General features: G+C 42.3%; 29 protein-coding genes and 1 pseudogene. 6 read left to right on the forward strand and 24 right to left on the reverse strand.

Annotated elements, in window-relative coordinates; genetic code table 11:
• The first annotated feature begins 11 nt into the window (after positions 1-11).
• Both uvsE and C6Y02_RS02985 read left to right on the forward strand, forming a co-directional pair.
• Positions 12-974, forward strand: coding sequence for a UV DNA damage repair endonuclease UvsE (gene uvsE / locus C6Y02_RS02980; protein ID WP_095285674.1), 963 nt, complete (start codon positions 12-14; stop codon positions 972-974).
• 73 nt (positions 975-1,047) lie between these two features.
• A complete protein-coding gene (locus tag C6Y02_RS02985; RefSeq protein ID WP_095285673.1) occupies positions 1,048-1,302 on the forward strand; it encodes a general stress protein in 255 nt (84 codons plus the stop codon).
• A gap of 29 nt (positions 1,303-1,331) precedes the next feature.
• Here C6Y02_RS02985 and C6Y02_RS02990 read toward each other — a convergent pair whose 3' ends face one another.
• The 3 genes from C6Y02_RS02990 to cls form a co-directional block, all read right to left on the reverse strand.
• On the reverse strand, positions 1,332-2,330 hold the full coding sequence (locus C6Y02_RS02990) for a S66 family peptidase (RefSeq protein WP_106030617.1): 999 nt from the start codon (positions 2,328-2,330) through the stop codon (positions 1,332-1,334).
• Positions 2,331-2,606: 276 nt separating this feature from the next.
• Positions 2,607-4,322, reverse strand: coding sequence for an ABC transporter ATP-binding protein (locus C6Y02_RS02995; RefSeq protein WP_034660728.1), 1,716 nt, complete (start codon positions 4,320-4,322; stop codon positions 2,607-2,609).
• Positions 4,323-4,427: 105 nt separating this feature from the next.
• Complete coding sequence (gene cls, locus C6Y02_RS03000; RefSeq protein WP_223249923.1) at positions 4,428-5,930, reverse strand: cardiolipin synthase; 1,503 nt, start codon at positions 5,928-5,930, stop codon at positions 4,428-4,430.
• Between the two features lie 157 nt (positions 5,931-6,087).
• Here cls and C6Y02_RS03005 point away from each other — a divergent pair, with 157 nt between their 5' ends.
• A complete protein-coding gene (locus C6Y02_RS03005; protein WP_106030618.1) occupies positions 6,088-7,059 on the forward strand; it encodes a S66 family peptidase in 972 nt (323 codons plus the stop codon).
• 293 nt (positions 7,060-7,352) lie between these two features.
• Here the strand turns inward: C6Y02_RS03005 and argS are convergent, their stop codons facing one another.
• The 5 genes from argS to speE all read right to left on the reverse strand — a co-directional run bounded on the left by argS (position 7,353) and on the right by speE (position 11,759).
• Positions 7,353-9,026 carry an arginine--tRNA ligase gene (gene argS / locus C6Y02_RS03010; RefSeq protein ID WP_106030619.1) on the reverse strand — a complete coding sequence of 558 codons (1,674 nt, stop codon included), beginning with the start codon at positions 9,024-9,026 and terminating at the stop codon, positions 7,353-7,355.
• The gene (locus C6Y02_RS03015; protein WP_106030620.1) at positions 9,023-9,445 is read right to left on the reverse strand and encodes a YwiB family protein; all 423 of its coding nucleotides are present in this window, start codon (positions 9,443-9,445) and stop codon (positions 9,023-9,025) included. The genes argS and C6Y02_RS03015 overlap by 4 nt, the downstream gene beginning before the upstream one ends.
• A gap of 238 nt (positions 9,446-9,683) precedes the next feature.
• Entirely contained in the window at positions 9,684-9,917 is a 234-nt protein-coding gene (locus C6Y02_RS03020) for a hypothetical protein (protein ID WP_223256474.1), read from the reverse strand.
• Between the two features lie 69 nt (positions 9,918-9,986).
• Positions 9,987-10,859 carry an agmatinase gene (gene speB / locus C6Y02_RS03025; RefSeq protein WP_106030621.1) on the reverse strand — a complete coding sequence of 291 codons (873 nt, stop codon included), beginning with the start codon at positions 10,857-10,859 and terminating at the stop codon, positions 9,987-9,989.
• Positions 10,860-10,928: 69 nt separating this feature from the next.
• Entirely contained in the window at positions 10,929-11,759 is an 831-nt protein-coding gene (speE, locus tag C6Y02_RS03030) for a spermidine synthase (protein WP_012011597.1), read from the reverse strand.
• 224 nt (positions 11,760-11,983) lie between these two features.
• On the opposite strand from speE, the gene C6Y02_RS03035 reads away from it, so the two are divergent.
• The gene (locus C6Y02_RS03035; RefSeq protein ID WP_106030622.1) at positions 11,984-14,053 is read left to right on the forward strand and encodes a transglycosylase domain-containing protein; all 2,070 of its coding nucleotides are present in this window, start codon (positions 11,984-11,986) and stop codon (positions 14,051-14,053) included.
• A 125-nt stretch (positions 14,054-14,178) separates the two neighbouring features.
• On the opposite strand, the gene C6Y02_RS03040 is transcribed toward C6Y02_RS03035, so the two are convergent.
• Positions 14,179-14,697 (reverse strand): YwhD family protein, encoded by a 519-nt coding sequence (locus C6Y02_RS03040; protein WP_060597510.1) that lies wholly within the window; start codon positions 14,695-14,697, stop codon positions 14,179-14,181.
• A 12-nt stretch (positions 14,698-14,709) separates the two neighbouring features.
• Positions 14,710-15,366: a site-2 protease family protein gene (locus C6Y02_RS03045; protein ID WP_189318230.1), complete on the reverse strand. Its 657-nt coding sequence runs from the start codon at positions 15,364-15,366 to the stop codon at positions 14,710-14,712.
• A gap of 114 nt (positions 15,367-15,480) precedes the next feature.
• Here C6Y02_RS03045 and C6Y02_RS03050 point away from each other — a divergent pair, with 114 nt between their 5' ends.
• A complete protein-coding gene (locus tag C6Y02_RS03050) occupies positions 15,481-15,666 on the forward strand; it encodes a 2-hydroxymuconate tautomerase (RefSeq protein WP_012011601.1) in 186 nt (61 codons plus the stop codon).
• Positions 15,667-15,716: 50 nt separating this feature from the next.
• On the opposite strand, the gene C6Y02_RS03055 is transcribed toward C6Y02_RS03050, so the two are convergent.
• The 4 genes from C6Y02_RS03055 to C6Y02_RS03070 form a co-directional block, all read right to left on the reverse strand.
• Positions 15,717-16,529: a zinc-dependent metalloprotease gene (locus tag C6Y02_RS03055; RefSeq protein ID WP_060597512.1), complete on the reverse strand. Its 813-nt coding sequence runs from the start codon at positions 16,527-16,529 to the stop codon at positions 15,717-15,719.
• Between the two features lie 223 nt (positions 16,530-16,752).
• Positions 16,753-17,253 (reverse strand): YwgA family protein, encoded by a 501-nt coding sequence (locus C6Y02_RS03060; protein ID WP_012011603.1) that lies wholly within the window; start codon positions 17,251-17,253, stop codon positions 16,753-16,755.
• A gap of 30 nt (positions 17,254-17,283) precedes the next feature.
• The gene (locus tag C6Y02_RS03065) at positions 17,284-18,585 is read right to left on the reverse strand and encodes an HD domain-containing protein (protein ID WP_007497716.1); all 1,302 of its coding nucleotides are present in this window, start codon (positions 18,583-18,585) and stop codon (positions 17,284-17,286) included.
• Between the two features lie 170 nt (positions 18,586-18,755).
• Positions 18,756-18,977, reverse strand: a complete 222-nt coding sequence (locus C6Y02_RS03070) for a YuzB family protein (RefSeq protein ID WP_003215259.1) — start codon at positions 18,975-18,977, stop codon at positions 18,756-18,758.
• A 238-nt stretch (positions 18,978-19,215) separates the two neighbouring features.
• Between C6Y02_RS03070 and C6Y02_RS03075 the strand changes: the two genes are divergently transcribed.
• Positions 19,216-20,016 (forward strand): RsfA family transcriptional regulator, encoded by an 801-nt coding sequence (locus C6Y02_RS03075; protein WP_034660339.1) that lies wholly within the window; start codon positions 19,216-19,218, stop codon positions 20,014-20,016.
• Between the two features lie 33 nt (positions 20,017-20,049).
• Here the strand turns inward: C6Y02_RS03075 and C6Y02_RS03080 are convergent, their stop codons facing one another.
• The 10 genes and pseudogenes from C6Y02_RS03080 to C6Y02_RS03125 all read right to left on the reverse strand — a co-directional run bounded on the left by C6Y02_RS03080 (position 20,050) and on the right by C6Y02_RS03125 (position 26,004).
• Positions 20,050-20,283 carry a DUF5970 family protein gene (locus C6Y02_RS03080; protein WP_034660341.1) on the reverse strand — a complete coding sequence of 78 codons (234 nt, stop codon included), beginning with the start codon at positions 20,281-20,283 and terminating at the stop codon, positions 20,050-20,052.
• 19 nt (positions 20,284-20,302) lie between these two features.
• Complete coding sequence (gene lipL / locus C6Y02_RS03085; RefSeq protein ID WP_060597514.1) at positions 20,303-21,148, reverse strand: octanoyl-[GcvH]:protein N-octanoyltransferase; 846 nt, start codon at positions 21,146-21,148, stop codon at positions 20,303-20,305.
• A gap of 170 nt (positions 21,149-21,318) precedes the next feature.
• Complete coding sequence (locus C6Y02_RS03090) at positions 21,319-21,624, reverse strand: SMI1/KNR4 family protein (RefSeq protein ID WP_223253279.1); 306 nt, start codon at positions 21,622-21,624, stop codon at positions 21,319-21,321.
• 157 nt (positions 21,625-21,781) lie between these two features.
• Positions 21,782-22,054 carry a hypothetical protein gene (locus C6Y02_RS03095; RefSeq protein ID WP_106030624.1) on the reverse strand — a complete coding sequence of 91 codons (273 nt, stop codon included), beginning with the start codon at positions 22,052-22,054 and terminating at the stop codon, positions 21,782-21,784.
• A gap of 227 nt (positions 22,055-22,281) precedes the next feature.
• Positions 22,282-22,614 (reverse strand): hypothetical protein, encoded by a 333-nt coding sequence (locus tag C6Y02_RS03100; protein WP_106030625.1) that lies wholly within the window; start codon positions 22,612-22,614, stop codon positions 22,282-22,284.
• 21 nt (positions 22,615-22,635) lie between these two features.
• Positions 22,636-23,250: pseudogene (locus tag C6Y02_RS19410) on the reverse strand (polymorphic toxin type 50 domain-containing protein); the annotation flags it as partial.
• Between the two features lie 194 nt (positions 23,251-23,444).
• Positions 23,445-23,771 (reverse strand): hypothetical protein, encoded by a 327-nt coding sequence (locus C6Y02_RS03110; protein WP_034660349.1) that lies wholly within the window; start codon positions 23,769-23,771, stop codon positions 23,445-23,447.
• Positions 23,772-23,787: 16 nt separating this feature from the next.
• Complete coding sequence (locus tag C6Y02_RS03115) at positions 23,788-25,311, reverse strand: T7SS effector LXG polymorphic toxin (RefSeq protein ID WP_106030626.1); 1,524 nt, start codon at positions 25,309-25,311, stop codon at positions 23,788-23,790.
• A gap of 11 nt (positions 25,312-25,322) precedes the next feature.
• Entirely contained in the window at positions 25,323-25,601 is a 279-nt protein-coding gene (locus C6Y02_RS03120; protein WP_106030627.1) for a YwqI/YxiC family protein, read from the reverse strand.
• A complete protein-coding gene (locus C6Y02_RS03125; protein WP_106030628.1) occupies positions 25,594-26,004 on the reverse strand; it encodes a YwqH-like family protein in 411 nt (136 codons plus the stop codon). Before C6Y02_RS03125 ends, C6Y02_RS03120 begins: the two co-directional genes overlap by 8 nt.
• Positions 26,005-26,073 lie beyond the last annotated feature (69 nt).

Consider the following 26,073-nt stretch of genomic DNA (forward strand, 5'->3'; position numbering starts at 1 on the left):
GGAGATGACCTATGCGTTATCGATTTGGTTATGTATCCAATGCCGTCACCTTGTGGGAAGCTTCTCCTGCCAAGTCGCTGACCTTTGCAAGATACAGTAAGCTCTCAAAGGAAGAGAGAGAAGAGGCTTTATTGCGAATAACGAAAGCCAATCTCGTGAATACATTAAGAACGCTCTATTTCGCCATTGCCCATGATATCCCGCTTTACCGTTTTTCAAGTTCGATCGTCCCGCTCGCGACCCATCCCGATGTGCGCTGGGACTTTGTGACACCTTTTCAAAAGGAGTTTCTTGAAATTGGCGAGTTGGTGAAACGGCATGGGCTACGTGTGAGCTTTCACCCTAATCAATTTACCTTGTTTACTAGCCCAAAGCCTTCAATCACAGAAAATGCCGTGATCGATATGGCGTACCATTATCAAATGCTTGAAGCGATGAAGCTCGAAAAGGAAGGCTATATGAACATTCATGTGGGCGGTGCGTACGGTGATAAAGAATCGGCGCTTCAACGTTTTGATGACAATATCCAAAAGCTTCCGGCGCATATCAAGGCGAGAATGACGCTTGAGAATGATGACAAAACGTATACGTCGTTAGAAACCCTTGGTGTATGTGAAAAGCACGGTATTCCATTTGTTTTTGATTACCATCATCACGTTGCCAATAAAGATGACGATGCCGCGCTTGAAGACATCCTGCCAAGAATGTTCGACACTTGGACGAGCACTGGCATTCCGCCTAAAATCCATTTATCCTCACCTAAATCAGAAAAAGCCATACGCAGTCATGCAGATGGTGTAGATATGTCCTTTGTCTTACCGCTTTTTCATGCATTAAAACCGTATGGGCGTGATGTAGATTTTATGATTGAGGCGAAGTTAAAGGATCAGGCACTGCTCCGACTTGTCGAAGAGCTGTCTGCGATAAGAGGCAATAAGCGAACGGGCGGAGGAACCTTTGAGTGGAAATCATAGAGAAAGGTTTATCCCTATGCAAACAGGGGTAACAAAGCTATTGTGAGAAAGTAATTAACAGGAGGATATGAAGATGTCTCAAATCTATTCAATCCAAATCGCTGCGAAAGCATTGAATTTACATAAGCTTATTTCTCTTTATCAAAAATGCCACCAGGCTCAACATCGTCTATATGTGTATTCTAAAAAAACAATGTGCAACATCAAGAACATCGTAGAGCTTGAAACCTTCAGGCTCACTCATTTAGAGTCTGACTACTTAATTGTCGTAGAGGGAAAAAAAGCGCAAGATCTCTTGCAGCCATTTGAAAAAGAGCAGGTTTCATAAAAAAGAGCAGCCCTCAGGCCGCTCTTTTGTTATATCCACTCTTTTGTCAACCAAACTTGTTTTGAAGCTGCATCCATTTTCACTTGTGCCCCGATTGGCATCGTAAGCATCGGGTGTGTATGGGCACAGTCAAAATCTGCGATGAGCGGTCTCTTTGTCTCTCCAAGCACCTCAAGTAAAATCTCGTAAGGTTCTTTTCCCGTTCCCTCATCATCAAACAGCTCATGTTTTCCCAAAAGAATACCTGATACCCGCTCAAACACTCCATTTACTTTCAATAAAGAGAAGTTTTTTTCTACAACCGAAGCGGTTTTCATGCAATCTTCAATAAGGAGGACGTCTCCGTTTTGAATGGCTGGCATGAACTCACTTCCCCATATGCCGTACATGGCATTCAGATTCCCGCCGATCAATCTGCCTTCTGCCTGTCCCTCTATGACGCACAGCCAATCGTTTGGACGCTGCTTTTTATCACGCATCTTTTCTTCCCAATTGATTCGTTCATCCGTCCAAAAAGGTGGTTTTTTGACCTGATAAGGAATGGTTTGAGGCTGCATCAGGATGTCTTCGAACGACTGATATGTATAAGCGGCGAACGGTTCAAACTCTCCAAAAGATGGGACAAGCGCCGGTCCGTAGAATACAGGCAGTCCCGTTTTTTCGTAAGCGGCTAAAAGAATTGCTGTCGCATCTGAATAACCGATCATGATTTTCGGATGTTGCTTCAGCAGCGCAAAATCAAGATAAGGCAGCAAACTATTTGAATTTGTCCCGCCAATCATTGACATGACACACGCCAAGTCCTCTCTAGCCATTAGCTCATTCAGCTCATCGGCTCGTTCTTTAATTGTACCTGAACGGTAGTGATCCTCTTTCCCTGTTAATGATCCTGGTACCACAATGAATCCTTTTTGCTCAAGCCACTTCTTCGCCCGCTGATACCTAAGAGGCGAGGTCGCTGATGCAGGACTTGAAGGTGAAAAAATACCGATCTTATCTCCCTTTTGTAATCGCCGAAGCCCCTTCATTCCATCAGATCCTTCCTACACGAGTTTTTTCTATCCTAACAAAAAAAGCCCTTTATCAAAAGGGCTTTCAGATTTTTGACAAAGGGCTATAATGATCTTTATTTTAGTCCTTTATCTTTTTTCAGCGTGATAGAAAACCTTTGCAGTCTAGGAAGGACGAGCACTGGAGCGGAGCGAATTGAACATTCGTGAGCACCAGAGCGCAGGATTGACAACGAATGCGAGGGTTTGTCTACACGCTGAAAGCCCTTTATCAAAAGGGCTTTCTCTTTCTTCTTAATGACCAAACTGCGCTTCGTGCAGTCTGCTGTATACGCCGCCCATTTGGATTAAGTCTTGGTGGCGGCCTTGTTCTTGAATGCCTTCCTCTGTCACGACGATGATACGGTCGGCGTGTTTAATTGTCGCAAGGCGGTGGGCAATGACGAGCGTTGTCCGTCCGACAGCTAGTTCGCTCAGTGCATCCTGTATGGCTTTTTCTGTTTCTGTATCAAGTGCTGATGTGGCTTCATCTAGAATGAGAATGGACGGGTTTTTCAGGAACATCCGCGCAATCGACAGACGCTGCTTTTGACCACCTGATAGTTTGACGCCGCGCTCACCTATCACGGTATTTAACCCTTCTGGGAAACGCTGAACGAGTTCCTCTAAATGCGCACTTCTTACAGCCTCCCAAATCTCTGCATCACTGGCTTCTAGGTTGCCGTACGCAATGTTTTCACGAATGGTGCCCGAGAATAAAAAGACATCCTGCTGCACAATACCGATCTGCTGCCTTAAAGAAGACAATGTCATAGACTTTGTGCTTACACCATCAATCGTGATCTCCCCTTCATCCACATCATAAAAACGAGGCAGCAGACTGCAAATGGTCGATTTCCCCGCTCCTGAAGGCCCGACAAACGCAACCGTTTCTCCTTGTTTGATCTTTAAATCGATATCCTTTAGCACATGGCTGTGTTCATCGTAGCCAAATGTCACGTTTCGATATTCAATTTCACCTTTCAGTCCGTATACATCACGTGCTCCCTCTGTATCCTTCACATCCGGCTCTGTTTCTAGTAAATCGACATAGCTTTTAAAGCCCGCAATGCCTTTTGGATACATTTCAATGACCGTGTTGATTTTATCAATCGGTCTAAATAAAACATTTGTGATCAGAACAAACGCGATAAAGCCACCTGCCGTTAATTGACCTTGCAGGACAAACCATGTACCTGCGAGAAGGACAAACAGTGTCACAAGACGTGTGAGAATGTAACTGATCGATCCATTGACCGACATAATTTTATAAGAAAGAAGCTTCGCTTTCCGAAAACGGTTGTTGTTTTCAGCAAAACGCTTTTTCTCGAAATGTTCATTGGCAAAGGCTTGAACAAGTCGAATGCCCCCGATATTGTTTTCAACCCTTGCATGAAAGTCTCCAATGTCATTATTGAGCTGTGTAATCGCCTTCGTCATCTTCTTATTAAAATGAAGGGCGAGCCAAATGATGACAGGCATGATGAGAAAGGTTAAAATGGCCAGCTGCCAGTTAATCATCAGCATGACTGCAAAGGCACCGAGAATCGTCATAATCGCTATAAACAAATCTTCAGGACCATGATGCGCCACTTCTCCAATGTACATGAGGTCGTTTGTCATCCGTGACATGAGCTTACCTGTTTTGTTGTTGTCAAAGAATTTAAAGGATAGGCGCTGGAAGTGATCAAACAGCTTCTTCCTCATATCTGTTTCAATATTAATGCCAAGCATATGCCCCCAATACGACACAATAAATTGCATAACTGAGCTGAGGGCATAAATGACAAACAGTGCAAGTGCCGTCCAGACAATGACTGTCCAGTTCCCTGTTGGCAACAAAGTATCAATGAAGTAGTTCACGATAAGCGGGAATCCCAGTTCCATCAATCCAACGGCAACAGCGCAAAAGAAATCTAAAAAGAACAGACCTCGATAGGGCCTGTAATAGGCGAAAAAGCGTTTTAGCATATGTAAAAGAACCTCATTTCCTCTATAATTGATAACCATTTTCAATTATAGAGGAATCCTCTTCAAAATACTAGATTAGGAAATGATTTCTTCGACTGGAAAGCCTCATAGCACACCAGAAAACAACCGAGCAAATGATTCCTTTAATCGCTCTTTTAAGCCTCTTTTATAAAAATGAACAGGCCCCATTTGCTCACATTCTTTCATATCTTCTTCATAATGGGCCATCAGCTGCTCAATGGGCTTTTTCGCGGCTGTAAAGACATTGACCTCAAAATTGAGCTGAAAGCTTCTCATATCCACATTTGCGGTACCGACAGAGGCAAGTTCTCCATCTGCGATCATCACTTTTTGATGCATGAAGCCCTTTTGATAGTGATACACTTTGATGCCCTCTTTTAGGAGCTCAGAAAAATAGGATCGTGTGGCGTATTGTGTGAGAAAGCCGTCATTGATCTCCGGAACCATCACCCGGACATCCACTCCTCTTGTCGCAGCAATTTTTAATGCTGTACGAAGGGATTCATTTGGGACAAAATAAGGTGTCGCAATCCAGACAAATTGTTTCGCATTTGAGATGAGTGCATCATATAAATCACTCATACTTTCTTTCATATCGGGTCCAGTCGGTACAACCTGAATGACATCCTCTCCCGTCACAGAGTGCGGCGTATGATACTTCGGATCATCAATTAATACTTCATCTGATACATACTCCCAGTCGAGCATAAAAACAGAGTGAAGGGTTTGAACAGCCTCACCCTTTAACATGGTATGCGTATCACGCCAAAAACCGATATTTTCATCACGTCCGACATATTCTTTTCCGACATTTAACCCGCCGACAAACCCTGTCTTCCCATCAATGATCACGATTTTGCGGTGATTTCGGAAATTGAATTTTTGATTAAAAAAACCATATTTTAAAGGCAGAAAAGGAGCGACCTTTACTCCTTCCTGCTTCAAGCGTTTAATATCTTTTCGGGAGAAGCGAATGCTGCCAGCCGCATCATAGATGAAGCGAACCTCTACCCCTTCTTTCGCTTTTTCTATCAGAATCTCCATCATCCGGTGCCCGAGGAAATCTGATTTGAACATGTAGTATTCTATATGGATGAACGATTTTGCCTTTTTTAATTCTTCAAATATACGGGGAAAAGTCTCCTCCCCATTCTTTAAAATGTCCATATCACTATTTGTGTTCACATGCATGCCTGTTGCTTTTTCTGTGTAATGAAAAAAAGTCCGCTGATTTTCGGTTAGACGCGATTCATCCGGCTTGCTCTCAAGCTCAGATATTCTGCGTAACTTTTCACGGTTGTACATTCTCTTTGATTTGAATAAATGACCTTTCACATAGAGCTGTCCTGAGAACAAATAAAACATATAGCCAATGATCGGGAAAAAGATCAGCACATACATCCATAACAACGTGTGCTGTGATGTACGGTTTTCTAGCATGAGTGAGATGATACTAAATAAAATAATGGCGATATAAACTGCCGCGTACAGCTGAATGCTCCACGCTGGCACAGGCCACCAATATACCACATATGCCCCGAATATCATAAAATATAAAAATAAAAATTCCAGTCTCCTCTTTTTCACATTCTCCGCCCTCATTCGTTTCTGTCTTTTTCTCTTCCATACCCTTTGCACAGCTTGTATGAAACGCACGGCCTATGCCTTTCTCCTAGCTTTTACAGACTTGGACCATTTGATCCGATATAATGGAGAAATATGTGATGGAAAGGAAGATTTGTTTATGCATACACCCTCTCCTTTAAAAAAGGGCGATCATATTCGTGTCATTGCTCCAAGCCGAAGTGCCAGCATTTTATCAGAAGATGGAATCTCTCAATCAAAAAAACGTTTAGAGACCTTAGGTTTCACTGTCTCTTTTGGAAAACACGCGTTTGAATGTGATCTTCATTCCTCGTTATCCATTGAACACCGCTTGTCTGATCTGCATGAGGCGTTCACAGATGATGAAGTCGACGGTATTTTGACAGCCATCGGAGGCTTCAATTGCAATGAACTCTTGCCTTACATTGATTACGACTTAATTCGTCAGCATCCTAAAGTTCTTTGCGGCTACAGTGATATCACCGCACTCGCAAGCGCCATTACCGCCAAATGTGATATGGTGACATACTCTGGACCCCATTTCTCCAGCTTCCAAATGGAGCAGGGGCAAGAGGAGCAGACCGCTATGTTTCAAGCCTGCTTGATGAGCGGCGGTGAGCCATTTGATGTGATCCCTTCGACAAAATGGAGTGATGATGCATGGTATCTTGATCAAGCGAACAGGCAGTTTCATCCGACGAAATGGGGAATCTATCAGGAAGGAACGGCTGAAGGCACCTTGTTTGGCGGAAACCTTTGTACACTGAACTTACTGCAAGGGACATCGTTTATGCCTCAAATCAAGGATGCCATCTTATTTGTAGAGGATGATGAGTTGGTCTTCCCTGAAATGTTCGCCAGAGACCTCACCTCCCTCATGCAGCATGCAGAATCAATCAAAGGGTTGATCATCGGACGCTTCCAAAAGAAATCCGAGATGACAGAGGAACATTTGAGGTTCATTTTAGATAAACATCCAATGCTCAAACACATCCCAGTGATCTACGATGTCGATATCGGACATACGCAGCCGGTCTTCACCTTACCGATTGGCGGAGACGTGAAGCTAGCGTGTAAAGATGGAGCCGTGCAGCTGCGCATTCTATCATAAAACAGAGCCAAAAAAGCACCCAAATAAACGGTGCTTTTTTCTATGCCACGATCTTTTATAAAATTTTTTCAGAAAAAAGTGATCCAACCCTCCATCCCCTTCGTTAAGTAGATGTAAAAAGAAAAGAGAGGAGGGGGCAACATGTTCTCTGATGTACTTAGTCAATTATTCGATTCTATTTCTAACATTATTAATACGCTTGGGTAATGTTCAACACCTGCTGTCCTTAGAAGATAGCGGGTGTTTTCTTATAAAAAAGCCCCACTCCTATAGTAGAGCGGGGCTTTTTTGTATTACATCTTTTCCGGTGCAGATACGCCAATTAGTTTTAATGCATTAGCAAGCGTGATTTGTGTTGCTTTCATGAGTGAAAGACGTGCTGTTGTTTTTGTTTCGTTTTCTACATCAATAACCTTCTCGGCATTGTAGAAGCTGTGAAGGGCTGATGCAAGGTCATAAATATAGTTCGTCACGCGGTGCGGAATGCGCTTTTCAGCTGCTTCTGCTACAACTTCTGGGAAGCTGCCAATGATTTTGAGAAGATCGTATTCTTTTTCCGATTGAATGTGAGAGAAATCTGCTTTTTCAAGGCTCGGCTCGTAGCCTTTTTCTTCACCTTGACGCAGCATGCTGCAAATTCTCGCATGTGCATATTGTGCGTAGTACACAGGGTTTTCGTTAGACGTAGAGATGGCTAAGTCTAGGTCAAAGTCCATGTGTGTCGCCGCACTTCTCATCGCAAAGAAATAACGAGTGGCATCTAAGCCTACTTCTTCAATCAGGTCACGCATGGTGACAGCTTTTCCTGTACGCTTACTCATTTTCATCTTTTCACCGTTTTTGTAAAGGTGAACGAGCTGAATGATTTCTACTTCGAGCTTGCCAGCTGGATATCCAAGTGCTTGAATCGCCGCTTTCATTCGGGGGATATAGCCGTGATGGTCCGCTCCCCAAATGTTAATGAGCTGGTCAAAGCCTCTGTCTAGTTTGTCTTTATGGTATGCGATGTCTGGAAGCAGGTAAGTGAAGCTGCCGTCTTTTTTAATCAGCACACGGTCCTTGTCATCACCAAAATCAGTTGAACGCAGCCATGTTGCACCGTCTTCTTCAAAGACATAGCCTTTTTCACGAAGTGTTTCCAGCGCTGGTTCGATTTTTCCGTTTTCATATAAAGAGGTTTCTGAATACCATACATCAAATGGAACACGGAAATTCTCAAGGTCTACACGCAATTTCTCTAATTCGTATTTTAATCCGTATTCACGGAAGAACTTCATCCGCTCTTCTTCTGGCTCATGCACGAAACGGTCACCAAATTCATCCGCAAGCTTTTGCCCGATGCCTTTGATGTCTTCTCCTCTGTAGCCGTCTTCAGGCATCTCTTTTTCAAGACCGAGTGCCTCAAAGTAACGTACTTCTACAGATAAAGCGAGGTTATTGATTTGATTCCCTGCATCGTTGATATAGTATTCACGGCTCACATCGAACCCTGCTTTATCAAGGATGTTGCAAAGGGAATCACCTACAGCTGCTCCGCGGGCATGTCCAAGGTGAAGGTCACCTGTTGGGTTGGCTGAGACGAATTCGACTTGCACCTTTTGGCCGCCGCCTGTATTCGTTTCGCCATATGCCTCTTTTGCTTCAAGGACAGCTGGGATGAGCTTTGTTAAATACTGATTGTTCATATAAAAGTTAATGAATCCTGGACCTGCGATATCCAGTTTTTCAATAGAAGCTTTCCCTTTATCAAACGCTTTGACAATGTCCTCTGCGATTTGGCGAGGTGCTTTTTTCGCAATGCGGGCAAGCTGCATCGCCATGTTGGTGGAGTAATCACCATGAGTTTTGTCTTTCGGCACTTCTAAAAGGACATCTGGTACCTGGCTTTCATCAGCAAGTCCTGCTTTGACGACTGCCGCAATGATTTCTTCTTTTAACGCATCTTTGACCTGTTCTGCGATATTCATGAACGTAAATCCTCCTTATACGAAATCGATAATGTATGTAAATGCTTTTGATCTTCCCCTGTCAGCATATCGTACGTAATGTGCAGCAGTCCCTTGTCCACATCGAGATCAATGCCATGTGTGTGTACATCAAGCTGTAGTGTACCGAATGGCATCGTGTAATGTGTGACGGTCGTTTCTCCGATGAGAAAGCGCTGCTTCATTTGAATGGCCCCTGATCTCATGACAAAAATTTCTTTTTCACTCATTTTCACAACGGTTTTTACTTGACCCATTTCATGTTCTTCATGGTAAGTGAGATACGTTTTGTCATCCTTCTCTTGATACGTTCCAGTCGTGCGGAATTCGGTCGTTTCAGCCGGCTCCGTCTCTGGTTTCATCACTGACTTGACATGAATTGAAATTTGGTTTTGCGTCATTTTGCACTTCCTTTGCTAAGACCCGTTTAACTAAAATAGTATACCATATTCATGATCGCCTATCATACCATCATTTCTCTTCTTCACGGCGATTAAACTTCGTTTTTGATCTTCCGCCATCCCTTTAGAAAAAAAGAAACAGGACACTCACTAATACCACCAATCCAGCCTTTACGCCCAAGTCTTTTCTGTTGATTAAATAAAAAAGAGCTTGTACGCCTGAACTTGCCAAAAATACCTAAAAAAAATCAAATGGCACGATTTGCGTCTGCTTACATACCACCTGCATGAATAACGCAATGGCCGTCAGATAGAAAAAGCCTCGATCCTGAAACAGCCCCAACATCTCTTCCTTTGCTTCTTTTTTCGAAGCAAAAACGGGCGGCTCAGCTTTGAGCTCTCGTTTCAGCGTGAGAATGCCTGCCGCTAACACACATAAAGCGAGAAGCACCATCAATATAGAAGAAAACATGAACTGCCTCCTTTTCCATGTAAAAAAAGAGCTTGTCCACATGAGATGACAAGCTCCTCTATCAAGGTGTTATTTCACAAATCCAAGCAGCATTTCGCGTAAAAGCTTGCTCGCTGTATTCGCTGTTTGGTCAGAATGATCATATACAGGTGCTACCTCAACAAGGTCTGCACCGACTACTTGGACATCAGAACCTGCAATCGCATGAATAGATGCAAGCAGCTCTTTTGATGTAATACCGCCAGCATCCACCGTGCCTGTACCAGGTGCATGAGCCGGGTCTAATACATCAATGTCGATCGTCACATAAACTGGACGCCCCTTCAGCTTTGGCAATACTTGCTTCAATGGCTCCAGCACTTCAAATTTAGAAATGTGCATGCCCGCTTCTTTTGCCCATTCAAATTCTTCCTTCATCCCAGAACGAATCCCGAAAGAGAACACATTCTCAGGTCCAATAAGTCCTGTTACTTTACGAATCGGTGTTGAATGAGACAGCGGCTCACCCTCATATTCCTCACGAAGATCCGTATGTGCGTCCATATGAATAATCGCCAAATCAGGGTATTTCTTATGCATCGCACGGAAAACCGGCCAAGACACAAGATGCTCACCGCCCATTCCTAATGGAAACTTCCCTTTTTCTAAAATGCTGTCGACATACTCTTCAATTAAGTCTAAGCTTTTCTGTGCATTTCCAAAAGGAAGTGGAATGTCACCGGCATCAAAGAATGGCACCTCGTGAAGCTCACGATCTAAATAAGGGCTGTACTCCTCTAAACCGATCGATACTTCACGAATGCGGTTCGGACCGAAACGTGAGCCTGGGCGGTAACTGACGGTCCAGTCCATCGGCATGCCGTATAAAATGACTTTTGCATCTTCCCATGTCGGATGACTTCCAATAAACACTTTTCCTGAATAAGCCTCGTCGAATCTCATGCAAGATTCCTCCTTTTACGCTTCAAAAAATGCGCAAACTGTCATTTGCGCATTTCCACTTCGCTTGATTTATTTGATTAAGTCACTCACAAATTTCGGCAGAACGAATGCCGCTTTGTGCAATTCTTTTGTGTAATATTTAGTCTCAATATCAAAGAAACGGCTGTCTTCTACAGCAAGTGGATCATATTTTTTTGAACCGATGGTAAATGTCCAAAGACCACTTGGATACGTTGGAATATTCGCTGTGTAAAGCTTCGTGATTGGGAAAATCTCTTTCACATCGCGCTGTACATTTGTAATTAGCTCAGGTGTGAACCAAGGGTTGTCCGTTTGTGCCACGAAAATACCGTCTTCTTTGAGTGCTTTTGAAATTCCTGCGTAAAATCCTTTAGAGAACAGGTTCACAGCTGGTCCAACTGGTTCAGTTGAGTCCACCATGATGACATCATACTCATTGTCAGCTTCAGCAATGTGCATAAAGCCGTCTCCGACTTTAACATCTACACGAGGATCGTCTAGTTTCCCAGCAATAGAAGGAAGGAATTTCTTCGAGTATTCGATGACTTTGCCATCAATATCAACAAGTGTCGCTTTTTTCACACTTGGATGCTTCAGGATTTCACGAATGACACCGCCGTCTCCTCCGCCTACGACAAGAACATTTTCCGGGTTTGGATGAGTGAAAAGAGGAACATGTGCCACCATTTCGTGGTATACAAACTCATCTTTCTCAGATGTCATCACCATACCGTCTAAAAACAGCATATTGCCAAACTCTTCTGTTTCCACCATTTCTAAATGCTGAAAATCTGTTTGTTCTGTGTGAAGGGTTTTGTTCACCTTCAATGTAATACCAAAATTCTTCGTTTGCTTCTCTGTATACCAAAGTTCGCTCATTGTCCATCTTCCTCTCATCCAATAATAAACAAACATCTATTGTTAGCGCCTTTATCGGCTATGACTATATCGATTGTCCAAGAAAAAAGTATAGTGGATTCATATCAAATTGTAAAGAACCGCATGAGTTCTCTTCAATTTTAATGCACGCTCTTGCAATCATTTGTTTAAAACGGTTTTCTTTGTTCCATACTGATAAAAAACCGTCAAAATGGGGGCTTTGCATGGACACAATCATGAGTAATAAAAAAATCCGCATGACCGTGAAAACGATTCGAGCCTGTTTTTTTATCGGCTTGCTCGCTTTTCTATTTGCAGGCACTGTCTTTTTGACGATTCTTTTAATAGCCAAATGGCAAGGTGCCCCTTCTGTTCAAGTTCCCCAATCCACGACCATTTATGCATCTGATGGTTCAAAGCTTGGAGAATCCAGCTTTGGAGAAAAGAGATATTGGGTGCCATTAAAGGACATGTCCCCTCATATTAGGCAGGCAGCTGTAGCTGTTGAGGATAAAACTTTTTATGAGCATCATGGCTTTGATGTGAAACGGATGGCAGGTGCTGCAGTGGCTGATATTCGTGCCATGGCTAAGGTACAAGGAGCCAGCACGATCACCCAGCAATATGCACGAAATTTGTATTTAGATCATGATAAAACGTGGAAGCGGAAATGGAATGAAGCCTTTTACACGATCCGCTTAGAGCAAAACTATACAAAAGATGAGATTTTAGAAGGATACTTGAACACCATTTATTATGGTCACGGAGCGTATGGCGTGGAAGCGGCGTCCCGTCTGTATTTCGGGAAAAAAGCGAAGAATTTGACCCTCGCCGAATCTGCCTTACTTGCCGGTATCCCAAAGGGCCCTTCTCTCTATTCGCCTTATGTGAATGAAGAGAAAGCCGGTGCAAGAAAGAATATGATTTTGAGGCACATGCAAGAGGACGGCATGATTACGAAAAAGGCAGCCGCTGAAGCCGCGAAAGAAAAACTGTCCTATCGCCCTTTGCAGAAGAAGCAGCTGCAAGCAAAGCAAGCCCCGTATTTTTATGATGATGTAATTCGTGAGTTGAAACAAAGCTTGGGGTTAACTGAGGAGCAGATCGAAACCTATGGCCTTCATATCCAAACGACTTTAAATCCAGAGTTACAGAAAATTGCAGAGAAGACGTTAAAAAGCACAATCTATTCGAAATCAGATATCCAAATCGGTTTTACTGCTATCCATCCCCAAACAGGTCATGTACTCGCCCTCATAGGGGGAAGAGATTATGAGAAAAGTCCATTCAACCGAGTGACACAAGCGAAAAGACAGCCCGGCTCAACAATGAAACCTCTTCTCTATTACATTGCCTTGCAAAATGGGTTTACACCAGCAACCGTCATGCGCAGTGAAGAAACGGTTTTTGAGCTCGATGATCAAGGAAGCGGTGCTGCTTATTCACCAAGCAATTATCATGGCTATTACGCCAATGATGGCATTACCATGCTTCAGGCCTTGGCGCTGTCTGATAATATTTATGCCGTGAAAACCCATCTATTTTTAGGAATGGAGCAGCTTGTACGTGCTGGCAAAACATTTGGCATCAACGAAAAACTAGATCAAGTGCCATCACTTGCCCTAGGCACGTCCCCTGTCAAACCAATTGAAATGACCAATGCTTACGCAATGCTTGTCAATGGCGGAAAACGAGTCAAACCCACCTTTATTACAAAAGTAACGGATGCAAAAGGCAACGTGCTTTTTGAAGAAAAACAAAAACGAGAGCAAGTCCTAGATGAAAAGGCAGCATTTGTTACCACCGATATGATGTCAGGAATGTTCAATGATCAGTTAAACGGCTATACGAGTGTCACTGGCCGCACCATTATGAAGGATCTCACACGAACATACGGAGGGAAATCAGGAACGACAGGAGCGGACAGCTGGATGATCGGCTTCTCTCCCCAGCTCGTCACAGGTGTGTGGACGGGCTATGATAAAGGGCGTACCATTGACTCAGTCGAAGAAACAGCCTATGCAAAAAAGATATGGGCATCCTTTATGGAATCAGCCCTCTCGAAGCAGCCAGCGTCCTCCTTCATGCCGCCAGACGGTGTAAAAGGTGTGTATATCAATCCAAAAACTGGCGATCTTGCGGGTCCAGGGTGTGAATCAAAGGTATTCACCTATTTTATAGAAGGAACGGAGCCGACAGGTGTTTGCTACGGTGCGGAGGATAAATCTTTTGAGGAAGATCCGGTTCAAGATCAAAGGCCAAAGAAATGGTGGGAAAAGTGGCTGAAACGTTAAAAAAAGACATGAAAAACCCCGAGATCTGCATCTCGGGATTCTCCATGTCCTAGCTTTAACACCAGTTTACTCAAAAACCAGCTGGAATTGGTAGCAATTCACCATTCTTCACAAAAATTTCACAATTATTCAGAGACAGACAATCCTTCTTTTAATTCATCTGTGGATGCTTCCCATAGTGCTTCATTATGACTCTTCAAGAAATCAGCCAGCACCTTTTTCGAGACGTCATCCATATGACTGACGACGATTTTTCGCTTCATTGATTTATCCATTAAATTCACATGCTCTGGAAGCGACTTATACCCGCGGCGGATTGAACGGTCGACGGTCATTTCGCAAGCCGTGACACCCGCATAATAAGGGCCTTCTTCTCTGCGGTCAATGGTTACCCATACGAGCCAATACGGCTTTCCGTTCGGTACCTCTTCTTTGCTTTTCAAGAATTTAATCCCTTTTTCCACGGCACTTCTCGCATGCATTGCACCAATATCAATGACCGCTTCCTTTTCCTCTACGTCAATGATCACTGGCGAAATGTTATCTAGGCTGAGCGCACCCGCTCCAAAGCCTCCGTGTCCGTCGGTTGCATCTGTTTTTTTAATGATATTAAAACCAATTGGTTTCTTCTTTTTACCTTCCATTCATTAAACCTCCTAAAGCAGCGGCTTCAAAATAAGTCCAAACCATTGAATGATTTGATCCCGCATTCCGATCAATGGACCAAAAATAAATTGTCCTAGCGGCGTGATCACGAATATGAGAAAAATAATGATCCCATATTGTTCGAATTGCGTCATTTTCGCCCGGATACGAGGGCTGACGACGTCCTCAATAATACGATACCCATCCAGCGGTGGAAGTGGCAATAAGTTAAATAGGAACAAAATGACGTTTAAGTTAATAAAGATTCGGAAGAAATAATCGACTCCCGGCTCAAAGCGCATGAGCGTCTCCCCACCAAATTTCTGAAGAAGCACGTACACGAAAAAGCCTAGAAACGCCAACACCAAATTACTTAAAGGACCAGCAATCGAGACGCAGATTCCTGCTAAGCGCGGGTTTTTAAAATGGTAACGATTGACCGGCACAGGTCTCGCCCAGCCAAACCCGGCGACAAAGATCAAAATCGTCCCAAATACATCAAGATGCTTCAGTGGATTTAATGTGAGTCTCCCTTGGTTCTTAGCTGTCGGGTCTCCGAAACGATACGCAACATATGCATGCGCCAGCTCGTGCATCGTAAATGCAACAACAAGCGTAATGGCGACATATGGAATAAGTTCTAATGGATACACAAGAAATTGGTCCAAAGGCCTGAATCCCTCTTTCTTTCTATACAATGATTTACTTCATTCAGTATACTATAAGAAGTCCCTTAAACTAAAGGGAAGCGTAGCACGAAAAGGAAAAAGGAGGTTTTCGCATTGCCGATTGTCACCGTTCAAATGCTAGAAGGAAGAACTGACGAGCAGAAAAGAGCTCTTGTAGAGAAAGTCACTGATGCTGTTGTTGAAACAACAGGCGCAGGTGCAGAAAAAGTCTCTGTCATTATTGAAGAAATGAAAAAAGAACACTATGCCGTAGCAGGAAAACGAATCAGCGACCTGTAAGCATAAAAAAAGGACAAGCACATAGGGTGTTTGTCCTTTTGTCTCTTATTTTATCTGTACCACGCTTTGTTACGGTTCACTTGATTTTTATGAGCCGCATCAAAGAAATCGACTGTGTAGGAATAATCATAATTCATTAAGCAGACAATGCCGCTGCCTTGAGGGTCATGCGGTAAGCCAAAGTTATGACCGTATTCATGCGTAGCCGCTTTTGCTGTATTCGCTGTTCCTTGATCAAGGTTGACGGCAAATGCACTTCCGCTCGGTGCACTATTGTATACATATGCGATTCCGCCCGCATCAAAGTTTGGATTTGCTGTAAATCCTGTGACAAAATCGTATCCTCTGCCATCAAAGCTGCGCTGAAGGTTTGACAAGATTTGCTCTGCATTTGATCCAGAAGATGTCCAAGATCCTACTGCTTGTACGACAAAGTCTACATCATGGTCACGGTTAAAGGTGACGTCCGCTTGCTCAATAATGCTGACAATCCGCGTCTGCCAGTCACTATATTTCGCACGATACTGCGCATCTGCTACAGCATAGACCGTTACTTTCTGACTGCCTGTACTTGCCTTTGTTGAAATAGAATCTCCTGTATTCGCCTTAAAGGTTCTAGAGCCTACCTGCTTACCAGACTCATCTAATACCTTTGTTTTCACATCTCGTTCAATTGGAGGTGCTTTCGTCAAATCTTTAAAATCGTTTGCCTTTGGCAACCCCTCACTAATATGTGTTTCGAACGGCGCATGACCATGATCATGCCCATGACCAGCACTCGCGACTGGTGCTGAAGCTGAACTTACTCCCGGTAACAAACTACCTACCAATAAAAATGACAAAAAGACTGAACGCTTTTTCATTCCTATCCCTCCTTTGATTTTTACAAGGTTATATATTCACTGAAAATTCACTATTTTCCTTCTATTCAGTCAAAAACAGGGAATTAGATACACAGAAAAAAGTCGAAATACGTCATATTCACTAATTTTTCGGATATTTCAGCACACATTTCATCGAAAAATAGCGCTTTTGGTCTGGGTCTTACAAAACAAAAAAAGCCCTAAATGCTGGGCTTTTGCGAAACTAGTTCAATTCCTTCAATTGATCAATATAAGCAAGCGCATCCTCAAATTCTTCGTCCGTATAGCGCTGCTTGCTTTTAATAGTGAAGACCTTTTCCTTTACCTCATCTTCTGGCAGGTCATCAAAGTATAAAATTGTGGAGACGAGCTCTAGGAAACGAGACGACTGCTCGTTCATCTGCTGCGTCAGTACTTTGAGGTCAGGCATGTCCACTTCACACTGATCGAGAAACTCTTTCCCATTGTCCGTCAGCGAATAGCGATATTGATAGTATCCGCCCTTTTTTTCCTTCATTTCGTCCAAGAATCCAAGGTTGCACAGCTCTTCAATTCTGAGTGTCAACTCCTCTGAATAGGGGCCATAAAAATGAAAATCGTATTTCTCATAAAAAGGCAAATCTAGCTTTTTTGCTATGTAAATCATCTTTTGCAGCTTCTTCCGTCCAACGATTTCCCCTGATTCAGAGAATACCTTCATCAACTTTGCATGCTCTTTCAACAAATTCCCGACATCTCCTTTTTCAGTACTTCCTTATCCCAATCCAAGCAGCTTCATGATCGCCTTCTTTTCTTCAGCTTTTTCCGACATATCTACAATTAAGTCCATCGGGAAATAAAGTTTATGATCGGTTCTTCGTTTACCGGAAATGGCGTCAACAATATCTGACTGTCTCGACAGCTCTTTAATATGACCACTTTGCGTCAAAAGGTGGATCGGCAGTCTCTCTTCTTCCTCCCCTGGTCTGTAGAAGTCGTAGGGCAAGTCAGAGGAAGAGTCGACGACTAAATAATAGTCAGGATCAATGCCTGCCTCCTTGAACAAGGCGGTCAGCTTGAAATATTTCGTCATTTCTTCATTCGGATTAAACTCTGTATATTGGAACAATCGGCGGTTCATAAAACGGCGGCACAAATCAGCCAGCACGTGATCTTCTTCGTCTTCCCACGCCTGAAAATAAAATAAGACAATGGATTCATCCAGCTTAATATAGTCCTCTGTGGTGACATTCCCCTCAAAGATCGAATAAAAATGAACAGGGGCATGTGTGAAAATATAGCCCGTTTCATGCAGCTCTTTTGCACGATGGAGAATTTTCGTTAAAATGACTTCCGCACTGCGTGTCACTGGGTGGAAATAAACTTGCCAGTACATTTGATAGCGGCTCATAATATAATCCTCGACCGCATGCATCCCGCTCTGCTTCATCACAATCTGATCTTCTCTCGGACGCATCACGCGCAAAATACGTTCCATATCAAAATGGCCGTAGCTGACGCCTGTATAGTAGGCATCACGCTGCAAATAGTCCATACGGTCGGCATCAATTTGACTTGAGATCAAACTGACCACCTGCTTGTTTTGATACGTTTTGGCAATCACTTCTGCCACATGCTTCGGGAAATCATCACTAACCCGGCGAAGCACTTCATTGACTTCGGTTTGCCCTAAAATAATATCTCTTGTAAACGATTCATGGTCTAAGTGGAAGACCTTTTCAAAGGAATGAGAAAATGGACCATGTCCGAGGTCATGAAGCAAGGCTGCACTCAGTACCAGCTCGCGTTCTCCCTCATCCCATTCCGGCCGACCTTTGAATACATCATCCACAATCCGTCTCACAATCTCGTATACACCGAGTGAATGATTGAAACGGCTGTGTTCTGCACCATGAAACGTCAAGTAAGTGGTTCCTAGCTGTTTAATTCGTCGCAGGCGCTGAAATTCTCTTGTTCCTATTAAATCCCATATTAATGCGTCCCGTACGTGAACATAACGGTGCACAGGATCTTTAAATACCTTTTCCTCAGATAATTTCCCTTTTGGATACGCCATCGTTTCGTCCCTCTTTTTTTAAGACGTGTTTCTATTATATCGGGTAACTTTCCCCGAAAACATCCTTGAATTTGCTGGTGAATGTGTTCTCAAAGATTGCACGGACGTAAAAAGCCCGACCTGACAGGGACGGACCTCTTTTTAGGTCGACTGAACACATTCAGTGACATTTATTTGACTTTTTTTTGAACCTTTTCGAGTAACTCATCTTCTGTTGGTGCGGATAATGGGCGATTGTTTACAAACGCAAAAGCCTTTTTTCGTCCTGGACCACAATAGGATTGACAGCCAATCTCAATTTTTGCATCAGGGTCAACCGATTTGAGTCGAGGCAGCAACGTCTTTAGGTTCGTCGCATCACAATCGTCACATACGCGAAACTCATTAGCCATGGTCTTACGCTTCCTTTCAATGATGAACTTCATTCTATATGAAACAGTTGGACAACCAAGAGTCATAATATACCACCCAACATTGTACATCGAAGCGGCTGGACTTGCAAGACGCATTGTAACCGCCGATACGCGCTTACATAAAAGCTAGTATTTTCCACTATCCTTTTAGCAAACTTGTATAAACTTTCTTGAACTTGGCTAATCTAATACCATCAAATCATATGGGGGTTTAAACATGTCAAAACAAAGACAAGATGCTTGGTCAGAGGAAGATGATCTCCTTTTGGCAGAAACCGTCTTACGTCACGTCAGAGAGGGCAGCACACAGCTGAATGCGTTTGAAGAAGTAGGAGACAAGCTGAACCGTACCTCAGCGGCATGCGGTTTTAGATGGAATGCTGTTGTAAGGCATCAATATGAAAAAGCGTTAGCTCTTGCCAAAAAACAGCGAAAACAACGGATGCGTGCACTTGGCAATGGCCAGCCTGCAAAGAAACGATTACTTTATCAGCCGCAAGTAGAAGAAACAGTCACGCAAGAGGAATTCTCACAGGAGCTGGAACCAGCGCAGGAAGAAACGTTTGCACCAGCATCTGAAACAGCCGAGCAGCTTCAGTTTGTGGATCAAAGCTACAATGAAGAGTTAGCTAGTTTATCACATTTATTGTCACAAGCTTCTCATGTCGTAGAGAAAAAGCCAGAAGCCAATCCTTTTAGGCAGCAACAGGATTTAACCATCGAAGATGTCATTGATTTCTTGCGCCGCTATGAAGGCGATGGCCAGCAATCATCTGCCTTACGCATGGAAAACAGCCGGTTAAAACGAGAAAACAACGAACTTTCACATAAAGTCACACAGCTAGAAGCGGAAGTGAAAAAGCTTGAAAAGGATCAGCTCACCATTCAAGAAGATTATGAAACACTCGTCAAAATCATGAACCGTGCAAGAAAACTAGTTTTGTTTGAAGAGGACGACACTGCCGCTCCAACCTTTAAAATGGACCGGAACGGCAACCTCGAAAAAATGGCAGAATAACCAAAAGTGCTCCCCATCTGCGGGAAGCACTTTTTAAATACCCAAAAATAACATCACACTAAAAAGGACATTAATTAAAAAGACGAACATAAAAATATACCTGACTTGTCTCACCTGAAAATCACCAAATATAAAAAGATAAAGACCTGCGATGCCAAGTGTCAGTACAGGCTGAAGAAACGGCACCAAAAGCGAAATGCCGTAGCCGGCTCCCATGATGACAGGAAGCCATAGTAAATAGAGGTAACCGCCGTTTTTGGATTTCACCAGAACCCTTCCTTTCTTTTTACGAAAACACCTTTTCATTCCGCTCAATCATCCGCGTCATGTTTTTCTCAAATTCCAGCTGTTCTTCTGCGTTCAGTCCTGACGCTGTCAGCTGATCACTGAGCTTTTGAAGCTCTTCTAGCAAAAGACGCATAAGAAGCGCACAATCAATTGGTTCTCCAGTTAATTCTGATAAAGACGCCATCGTATCTGGCTGTATATCAGGGAATACTGCCTTCACTTCTTCTCGTTTGTCTTTTAAGGCGGCGTCATAAAAACGGCGGATCAAGTCGGCACGTTCCCGCCCGCTTCCATCTGCACACAAATAAATTTGCACAGCGACTCCACCGCGTAATCTACGCTGAGAAATGCCTGCAAATTTCTTTCCATTGATGCTTAGATCATAACTGCCCGGACAATAAGAGCCGACAATTTCATAGGCTTCAATGTCCACTTCATACATCGACAGCATCCGGCGGACCAATTCCACCATCGCATCATACCCGCGGTCAATATCAATGCCCTTCTTTTGTTCTGCAAAGATTAATGACACATTCAAGACACCTTCATCCAGCACCACAGCAAGGCCGCCTGAATTGCGTACAATGACGCGATAGCCCTCTTCCTCAAGCAGTTTCACGCCATCTTGCAGAAATGGAAGTCTTGTATCCTGAATCCCAAGCACAATCGTATTGTGATGTACCCAAGAACGCGCTGTCGCTGGTGAGAGACCCTTCCCAACCGACGCACAAAGCGTATCATCCATCGCAAAGGATTGCTTCGGGTCCACATAAAGACCGAGGCTCGATTGATCTATGATTCGCCATTTCGGCTGTGTCAGTAACTCAATAGGTTCATTTTTCATGTCCTGCATATCCTCTCGTTCATAAACTGTGTTTATTATAACATGGGATGAATGGAGGGAGAATGAGAGAGATATCATCAAAATAGCTCCATGACATTTGGCGTCACAGAGCGTTTCAGTTGGATGATTTGGTTTTACTTTTCAGTGATTCATGCATTCAAGCAGTGTGATCATTCAATGATACATCCCTCACTCACCCATTTCAGCAAGTTTCCAGTCATCAACTCAGCATGCTGAGGGTCCATTACACCAGCATCAACAATCCATACCTTTTTCTCATCTTCAACCAGCCGCATGAGAAGTACTTGTCCGCCGCCATCGTCGCCAATCGCTACATAGCTGCTTGCATACTGATAGACTTCCCACGTTGCATTGCGTTCCGCAATGTCCTCAGTGCCGTATAGTAGGACATCGCCTCCAATGGAACATCCATTTGTCTGTTTCAGCAAGGCCTTATAAGCATGGGGCAGCACCATGTTAGCTGGGATGCTGCCTCTTTGATGTGTTTGTCACTTGCTGGTTCATTCATGTGACTGTTTGGGTTTTGAGGGAAATTGATCATGTTTGAGAGCCTCCTATATTCATGATTCTTTTATACATTCGATAATCTGGAACTATAGACAGCAGTCCAAACTAATACAGCATTTCTTTTAGTAAAATTTCCGCTTTATGCAATTCATCTAGAAAGGGATTTAAATAGTCATTGTAACTATCCAAATAGGCTCTTACCCCTCCAATGATTAAGATCTTTTGGAGATCTCCATTGTTTTGAATAAAAATTTGTGCATCTTTATTTCTTTTGTATATTAATTGGAGAATACCTTGATTTATCTCTTGTGAATATTCTTTTTCTAAAAAGTTTATTAGGGTTTGAATTTGATTTATTAGCTCTTCTTTTTTGTTCATTGAACTCTCCTACTTTTCAGATCAGTCAATGGTACTTTACCGTGATTCATATTGATGGGAAGTTGATGATACATATACGTTACCATATTTCAGCTTAAACTGACCCAGTTATGAACCTTCAGAAATCAGTTTTGCCTATGGTCAACTTCGAGCATTTCACTAACTCATAAATATAAAAAAGCCCTCTTACACGAGGGCTTGAATTTAAAATTCTAAGATGTCAATTGTTATTCATCTGTCAATTTCCATACTATTTGACCATCTACCAAAATCTTATTTGGTGGATCATCATAAAGAGATATCTCAACTAAAGAGCTTTTCCCTTGAATTAACCAATCGTATACACTTCCACTGTTTTCATCGGGATGAGATAGTATATCATTTACTTGGAAAGCGGCAGCAATATATTCTGTAAAATGAATATCATCTTCATCTAACATATTGTTTGTTTCAAAAACTGCATCTAATTTTCCTAATATTTTCAATCCGCTATTCCATTCTAATATCATATCTTTTGTTTCATGCTTTATTAATGTTCCAATCAAAGGATCATAACTCATTTTTTACCTCACCTCATCATTTTATGGTCTCGCTGGTACTATGTGAGCTCCATCTTTTCCATAATGAATCATTCCCTTAGTAGTCTCTTCATACTTTCCAGTGTTTATATCATAGTATTTTCCTATCGCTTGGCCAAAGTCTATCCTTTCTTTATTTTTACCCAATTCTTTGCCTGATCCAGCATATTTATCAAGTAATTCTTGTGCCTTTTTATTATCTCCATAAAAAATGCTTTTCTTTTTTCCATTAGCTACTTCTTGCTTGTAATTTGGTGTTTCTGGAATATGTTTTTCTTGAGCTCCTGATTTTACTTTTGCAGGGAAACCATTTACTTCACAATACGGTCCTTTTGGTACGGATTGTTTACCGTAAGTAGGTGTTTTAACCCTCTTCACCGCATTCTTCCCTTGATCTATCTTAAAAACATATTTCCCAACCTTCACTATTTTCGTGATTGGGATAATAGAAGCTGCGGACAGAGCTTGGTCTGTGCTGCTGATGTTTTGGCTGGTTTCGGGGTCTTTGCCTGTGACGGCTCGATAGCCATCGTAGATGCCGCTGTATTCTAGGATGATGTTTTCGGTGGTTGAGACGACTTCACCGTCTAATATGCGTTTGGCGTTTCCGCAGCTGCGGATTTGATTTTTTCTGTATCAGTTCCTTCAAAATATCCAATCACTTTATCGATTTGTATTGTGCCATCATAAAACTAACTTAGATAGAAAAAAGATGAGCGACATCTCTGTAAACTCACCTTTTCTATCACTTATTCTCATTTATTCTCATTTATTTTGAAAAGAATCTGGTCTGTCCAACTCATATTAGAGGTTTATTTAACGATACATTCAGGTGAAAATTTCACAAAAACAGAGTTTGAACCATCATCCATCATTCTTTTCAATTCCTTACCTAATGAATAATTAGAATTTGGTTCTGTTTGCAATATACAAACAATATTTCCACCCTCCCCTTGAGTTAGGCAGGTTAATTGTAAATATTCATTGTTATCATAAATAAAAGAAACGATGTAATCATAGAAATTATCTTCTATGTTGTCCTTATTTATTTCCTCCTTAAAAACTCTGATTATAGTTCCAGCCCAAATTCGAGTATCGTCTTCAATTTCACGAACAGATATCCAATCATTCCCAATCATTTCTATTACATCCTCTCTACTTAATTTTTAAATTATGACCACCAGATGCATCAGCAGGTTTAGTTTGTTTGAAATCAAAATCAACTTCTCCTTGATGCTTCCCCTTGTTATTTGTTTTTTCAAAACGACCATGCTGCGTATCTACTGAATATAAATCTCCAGTTTTAGGGTCTTTATATACATCCCTACTATTAATCTTACTTAATTTTGAATCTTTTATTAAGCCATTACTTTTAGCAACTTCTTTTACTTTTATTTTTACAGCTGCAACGCGCTCTGCTGGAGGCAATTTCACTAACGACTTTTCAAAATCTTTAGCCCCATTCCTCGCACTTCCAGCACTCTTCTCAACCCTCTTAGCTACCTTCTCCCCTTTAATAATTTTAAAAACATATTTCCCCACTTTAACAATGTTGGTACTTGGAACCATGTACACCCCGGATACTAAACGATCCATATCAGCGACTTTATCACCTGTTACAGGATCTCTTCCTGTAATCGCTCGAATGGCGTCGTTTATTCCTGTAAATTCAACCGCTGTATTTAAGATGTTTTGGGGTTGATCGCCTGTTTTTACATCTGACATCGGTTTAACGCTCTCAATTGTTACTTTGTTCTTTTCAGATATTCGTAACCGATACAGCATTCCGTCTCGCATGACCTCAACCGTTTTGGCATTTTCGAAGTTGATCTTTTTGTACTCATTTATATGATATACTTTTCCATTTAAGGTCACGGTCGTTTGATTGATTTTACTAGACGGCTTTTCGTGGACAACCGTCTCCACATTCGCCCGTTCTTTCTCACTCAGTTTCTTCAGCATGAGCGTCATCGGATTGTCTTTCGGGTTATCTACTTTGTCATTCAATCCACTGATGGTGCTGCTTATTTTTTCTTCTTTTCCATTTTTGAAAATAGACCCTTTTTGATAGGTGGTGATGTCGATTTTTGGGCCGGTGAACATGGTGCTTAACGTGTTGATGTATTGCTTCATTGTTTGAAGGGCGCTTTTTGTTTCTTGTAAAGCGCTTGTCTGCTCTCTGTCAAATGCATGAAGCAGACCAATGGTTCTTGAGGTCTCGAGCCATGCCTTTTGATAGTTTTGCTGAAAAGCTGATTCGTCTACATTTGGCAAATGAACAATATGACTAATGCTACCGATGGCATGGTTTACATCTGTTACAATCTCGGATATCGTGCGCTCTGCTTTTTTTAGTCCTTGATCTAGTTCGTGTTCAATAAATGATTGTGAGATCAAGCCGTGCTGATTTGATTCAAGAGCATGAAGCGCCTGTTTTGTGTTTTTCAGCGCAGTGCTGTATTCCTCAATGACGATCTGAAAGAATTGCAGGAAGGGAATATGACATTCTGTATAAAAGGTGCGGATGGCTTGTCCCGCCTCTCCCTTTAGTGCACCATCGAGTGAAATGATATGATGAATTTGTTTTTCTAAAGAGCTGATTTGTTGTGATTGCTGCTTTAATATATTCAGCGTTTGGTCAATTCCGTTTATTAGCGCAAAGGCGTCAAGGGTTTTCATTGCGTTCTCCTTTATTTTCTTTTACTGCTGGAGGCAAGCGCCTTGTCCGTTTCAATCATGGTGTTCACCGCTTGTTCTGTTTGTACAAGCTGTTTCTGAAGAATGCCTATGTAGGATGTACTTAATTCGTTCAACTGTTGGTTGATTTTTTCTAATGTGTCTGCTGCCAGGAGCTGGTTTCTCCCTTTGATGGTTGTTGGAAGTTTTGCATTCATTTGAGCGCCTGATTGTTTGGCCTGTTGTAAAACTCGATTGATTTCACTGGCATCTATTTTGATTTCTCTACTCATGTGACTTCCCTCTTTTTTCTTCCAATTGTTTCTGCTTTTCTTTCTCTATTTTTCTTTCAACGGAATGGATCTCATGTTCTAACGAATGGATCTCCGATTTTAGGTCACTGATTTTCTCATCAATTCGATTCACTAAATTGGTCAGCTGTACACCTTTTATCTCTTGACTGGCAGATGCCATCTCGTCTCGAATGTCATCAAACGTATCTGCAAGACGGCCAAACCATGTATGTGATGTCAGATCAGGATGAGTGATTTTCTTGTTAGCATCTGCCAGAGCCGATTTTGCTTCTTTTATTTCTTTTCGACACATGTTGAGTTCTATGATTTGTTCTTTTTTTATGGATATGTCTGCCTTTAACGAATACAAGGCTGTTGTATAACCGATGATAGCTCCAGACATCGTCAAACACCTCTATTCCTCAAATAGTCCTCCGTTATGTTACCATTTCCTAGCACAAGAGGCATATGA

This window comes from Bacillus sp. NMCC4 (assembly GCF_002998555.1).
In the GTDB taxonomy this organism is placed as follows: Bacteria; Bacillota; Bacilli; order Bacillales; family Bacillaceae; genus Bacillus.

Excerpts from the sequence above, each read along its gene's own strand:
- C6Y02_RS02995 (WP_034660728.1), bottom strand. The coding sequence starts at position 4,322 with ATGCTAAAACGCTTTTTCGCCTATTACAGGCCCTATCGAGGTCTGTTC.
- uvsE (WP_095285674.1), top strand. The coding sequence starts at position 12 with ATGCGTTATCGATTTGGTTATGTATCCAATGCCGTCACCTTGTGGGAA.
- C6Y02_RS03090 (WP_223253279.1), bottom strand. The coding sequence starts at position 21,624 with ATGGTGCTGCCCCATGCTTATAAGGCCTTGCTGAAACAGACAAATGGA.
- C6Y02_RS03040 (WP_060597510.1), bottom strand. The coding sequence starts at position 14,697 with ATGGAAGGTAAAAAGAAGAAACCAATTGGTTTTAATATCATTAAAAAA.
- lipL (WP_060597514.1), bottom strand. The coding sequence starts at position 21,148 with ATGAAAAATGAACCTATTGAGTTACTGACACAGCCGAAATGGCGAATC.
- C6Y02_RS03095 (WP_106030624.1), bottom strand. The coding sequence starts at position 22,054 with ATGAACAAAAAAGAAGAGCTAATAAATCAAATTCAAACCCTAATAAAC.
- argS (WP_106030619.1), bottom strand. The coding sequence starts at position 9,026 with ATGAATATCGCAGAACAGGTCAAAGATGCGTTAAAAGAAGAAATCATT.
- C6Y02_RS02990 (WP_106030617.1), bottom strand. The coding sequence starts at position 2,330 with ATGAAGGGGCTTCGGCGATTACAAAAGGGAGATAAGATCGGTATTTTT.
- C6Y02_RS03115 (WP_106030626.1), bottom strand. The coding sequence starts at position 25,311 with ATGAAAACCCTTGACGCCTTTGCGCTAATAAACGGAATTGACCAAACG.
- speE (WP_012011597.1), bottom strand. The coding sequence starts at position 11,759 with ATGAGCGAACTTTGGTATACAGAGAAGCAAACGAAGAATTTTGGTATT.
- C6Y02_RS03120 (WP_106030627.1), bottom strand. The coding sequence starts at position 25,601 with ATGAGTAGAGAAATCAAAATAGATGCCAGTGAAATCAATCGAGTTTTA.
- C6Y02_RS03075 (WP_034660339.1), top strand. The coding sequence starts at position 19,216 with ATGTCAAAACAAAGACAAGATGCTTGGTCAGAGGAAGATGATCTCCTT.
- C6Y02_RS03125 (WP_106030628.1), bottom strand. The coding sequence starts at position 26,004 with ATGTCTGGAGCTATCATCGGTTATACAACAGCCTTGTATTCGTTAAAG.
- C6Y02_RS03070 (WP_003215259.1), bottom strand. The coding sequence starts at position 18,977 with ATGGCTAATGAGTTTCGCGTATGTGACGATTGTGATGCGACGAACCTA.
- C6Y02_RS03065 (WP_007497716.1), bottom strand. The coding sequence starts at position 18,585 with ATGGCGTATCCAAAAGGGAAATTATCTGAGGAAAAGGTATTTAAAGAT.
- C6Y02_RS03020 (WP_223256474.1), bottom strand. The coding sequence starts at position 9,917 with ATGTTTTCTTCTATATTGATGGTGCTTCTCGCTTTATGTGTGTTAGCG.
- C6Y02_RS03110 (WP_034660349.1), bottom strand. The coding sequence starts at position 23,771 with ATGATTGGGAATGATTGGATATCTGTTCGTGAAATTGAAGACGATACT.
- C6Y02_RS03100 (WP_106030625.1), bottom strand. The coding sequence starts at position 22,614 with ATGAGTTATGATCCTTTGATTGGAACATTAATAAAGCATGAAACAAAA.
- C6Y02_RS03005 (WP_106030618.1), top strand. The coding sequence starts at position 6,088 with ATGCATACACCCTCTCCTTTAAAAAAGGGCGATCATATTCGTGTCATT.
- C6Y02_RS03035 (WP_106030622.1), top strand. The coding sequence starts at position 11,984 with ATGGACACAATCATGAGTAATAAAAAAATCCGCATGACCGTGAAAACG.
- C6Y02_RS02985 (WP_095285673.1), top strand. The coding sequence starts at position 1,048 with ATGTCTCAAATCTATTCAATCCAAATCGCTGCGAAAGCATTGAATTTA.
- C6Y02_RS03015 (WP_106030620.1), bottom strand. The coding sequence starts at position 9,445 with ATGACGCAAAACCAAATTTCAATTCATGTCAAGTCAGTGATGAAACCA.
- C6Y02_RS03055 (WP_060597512.1), bottom strand. The coding sequence starts at position 16,529 with ATGAAAAAGCGTTCAGTCTTTTTGTCATTTTTATTGGTAGGTAGTTTG.
- speB (WP_106030621.1), bottom strand. The coding sequence starts at position 10,859 with ATGAGATTCGACGAGGCTTATTCAGGAAAAGTGTTTATTGGAAGTCAT.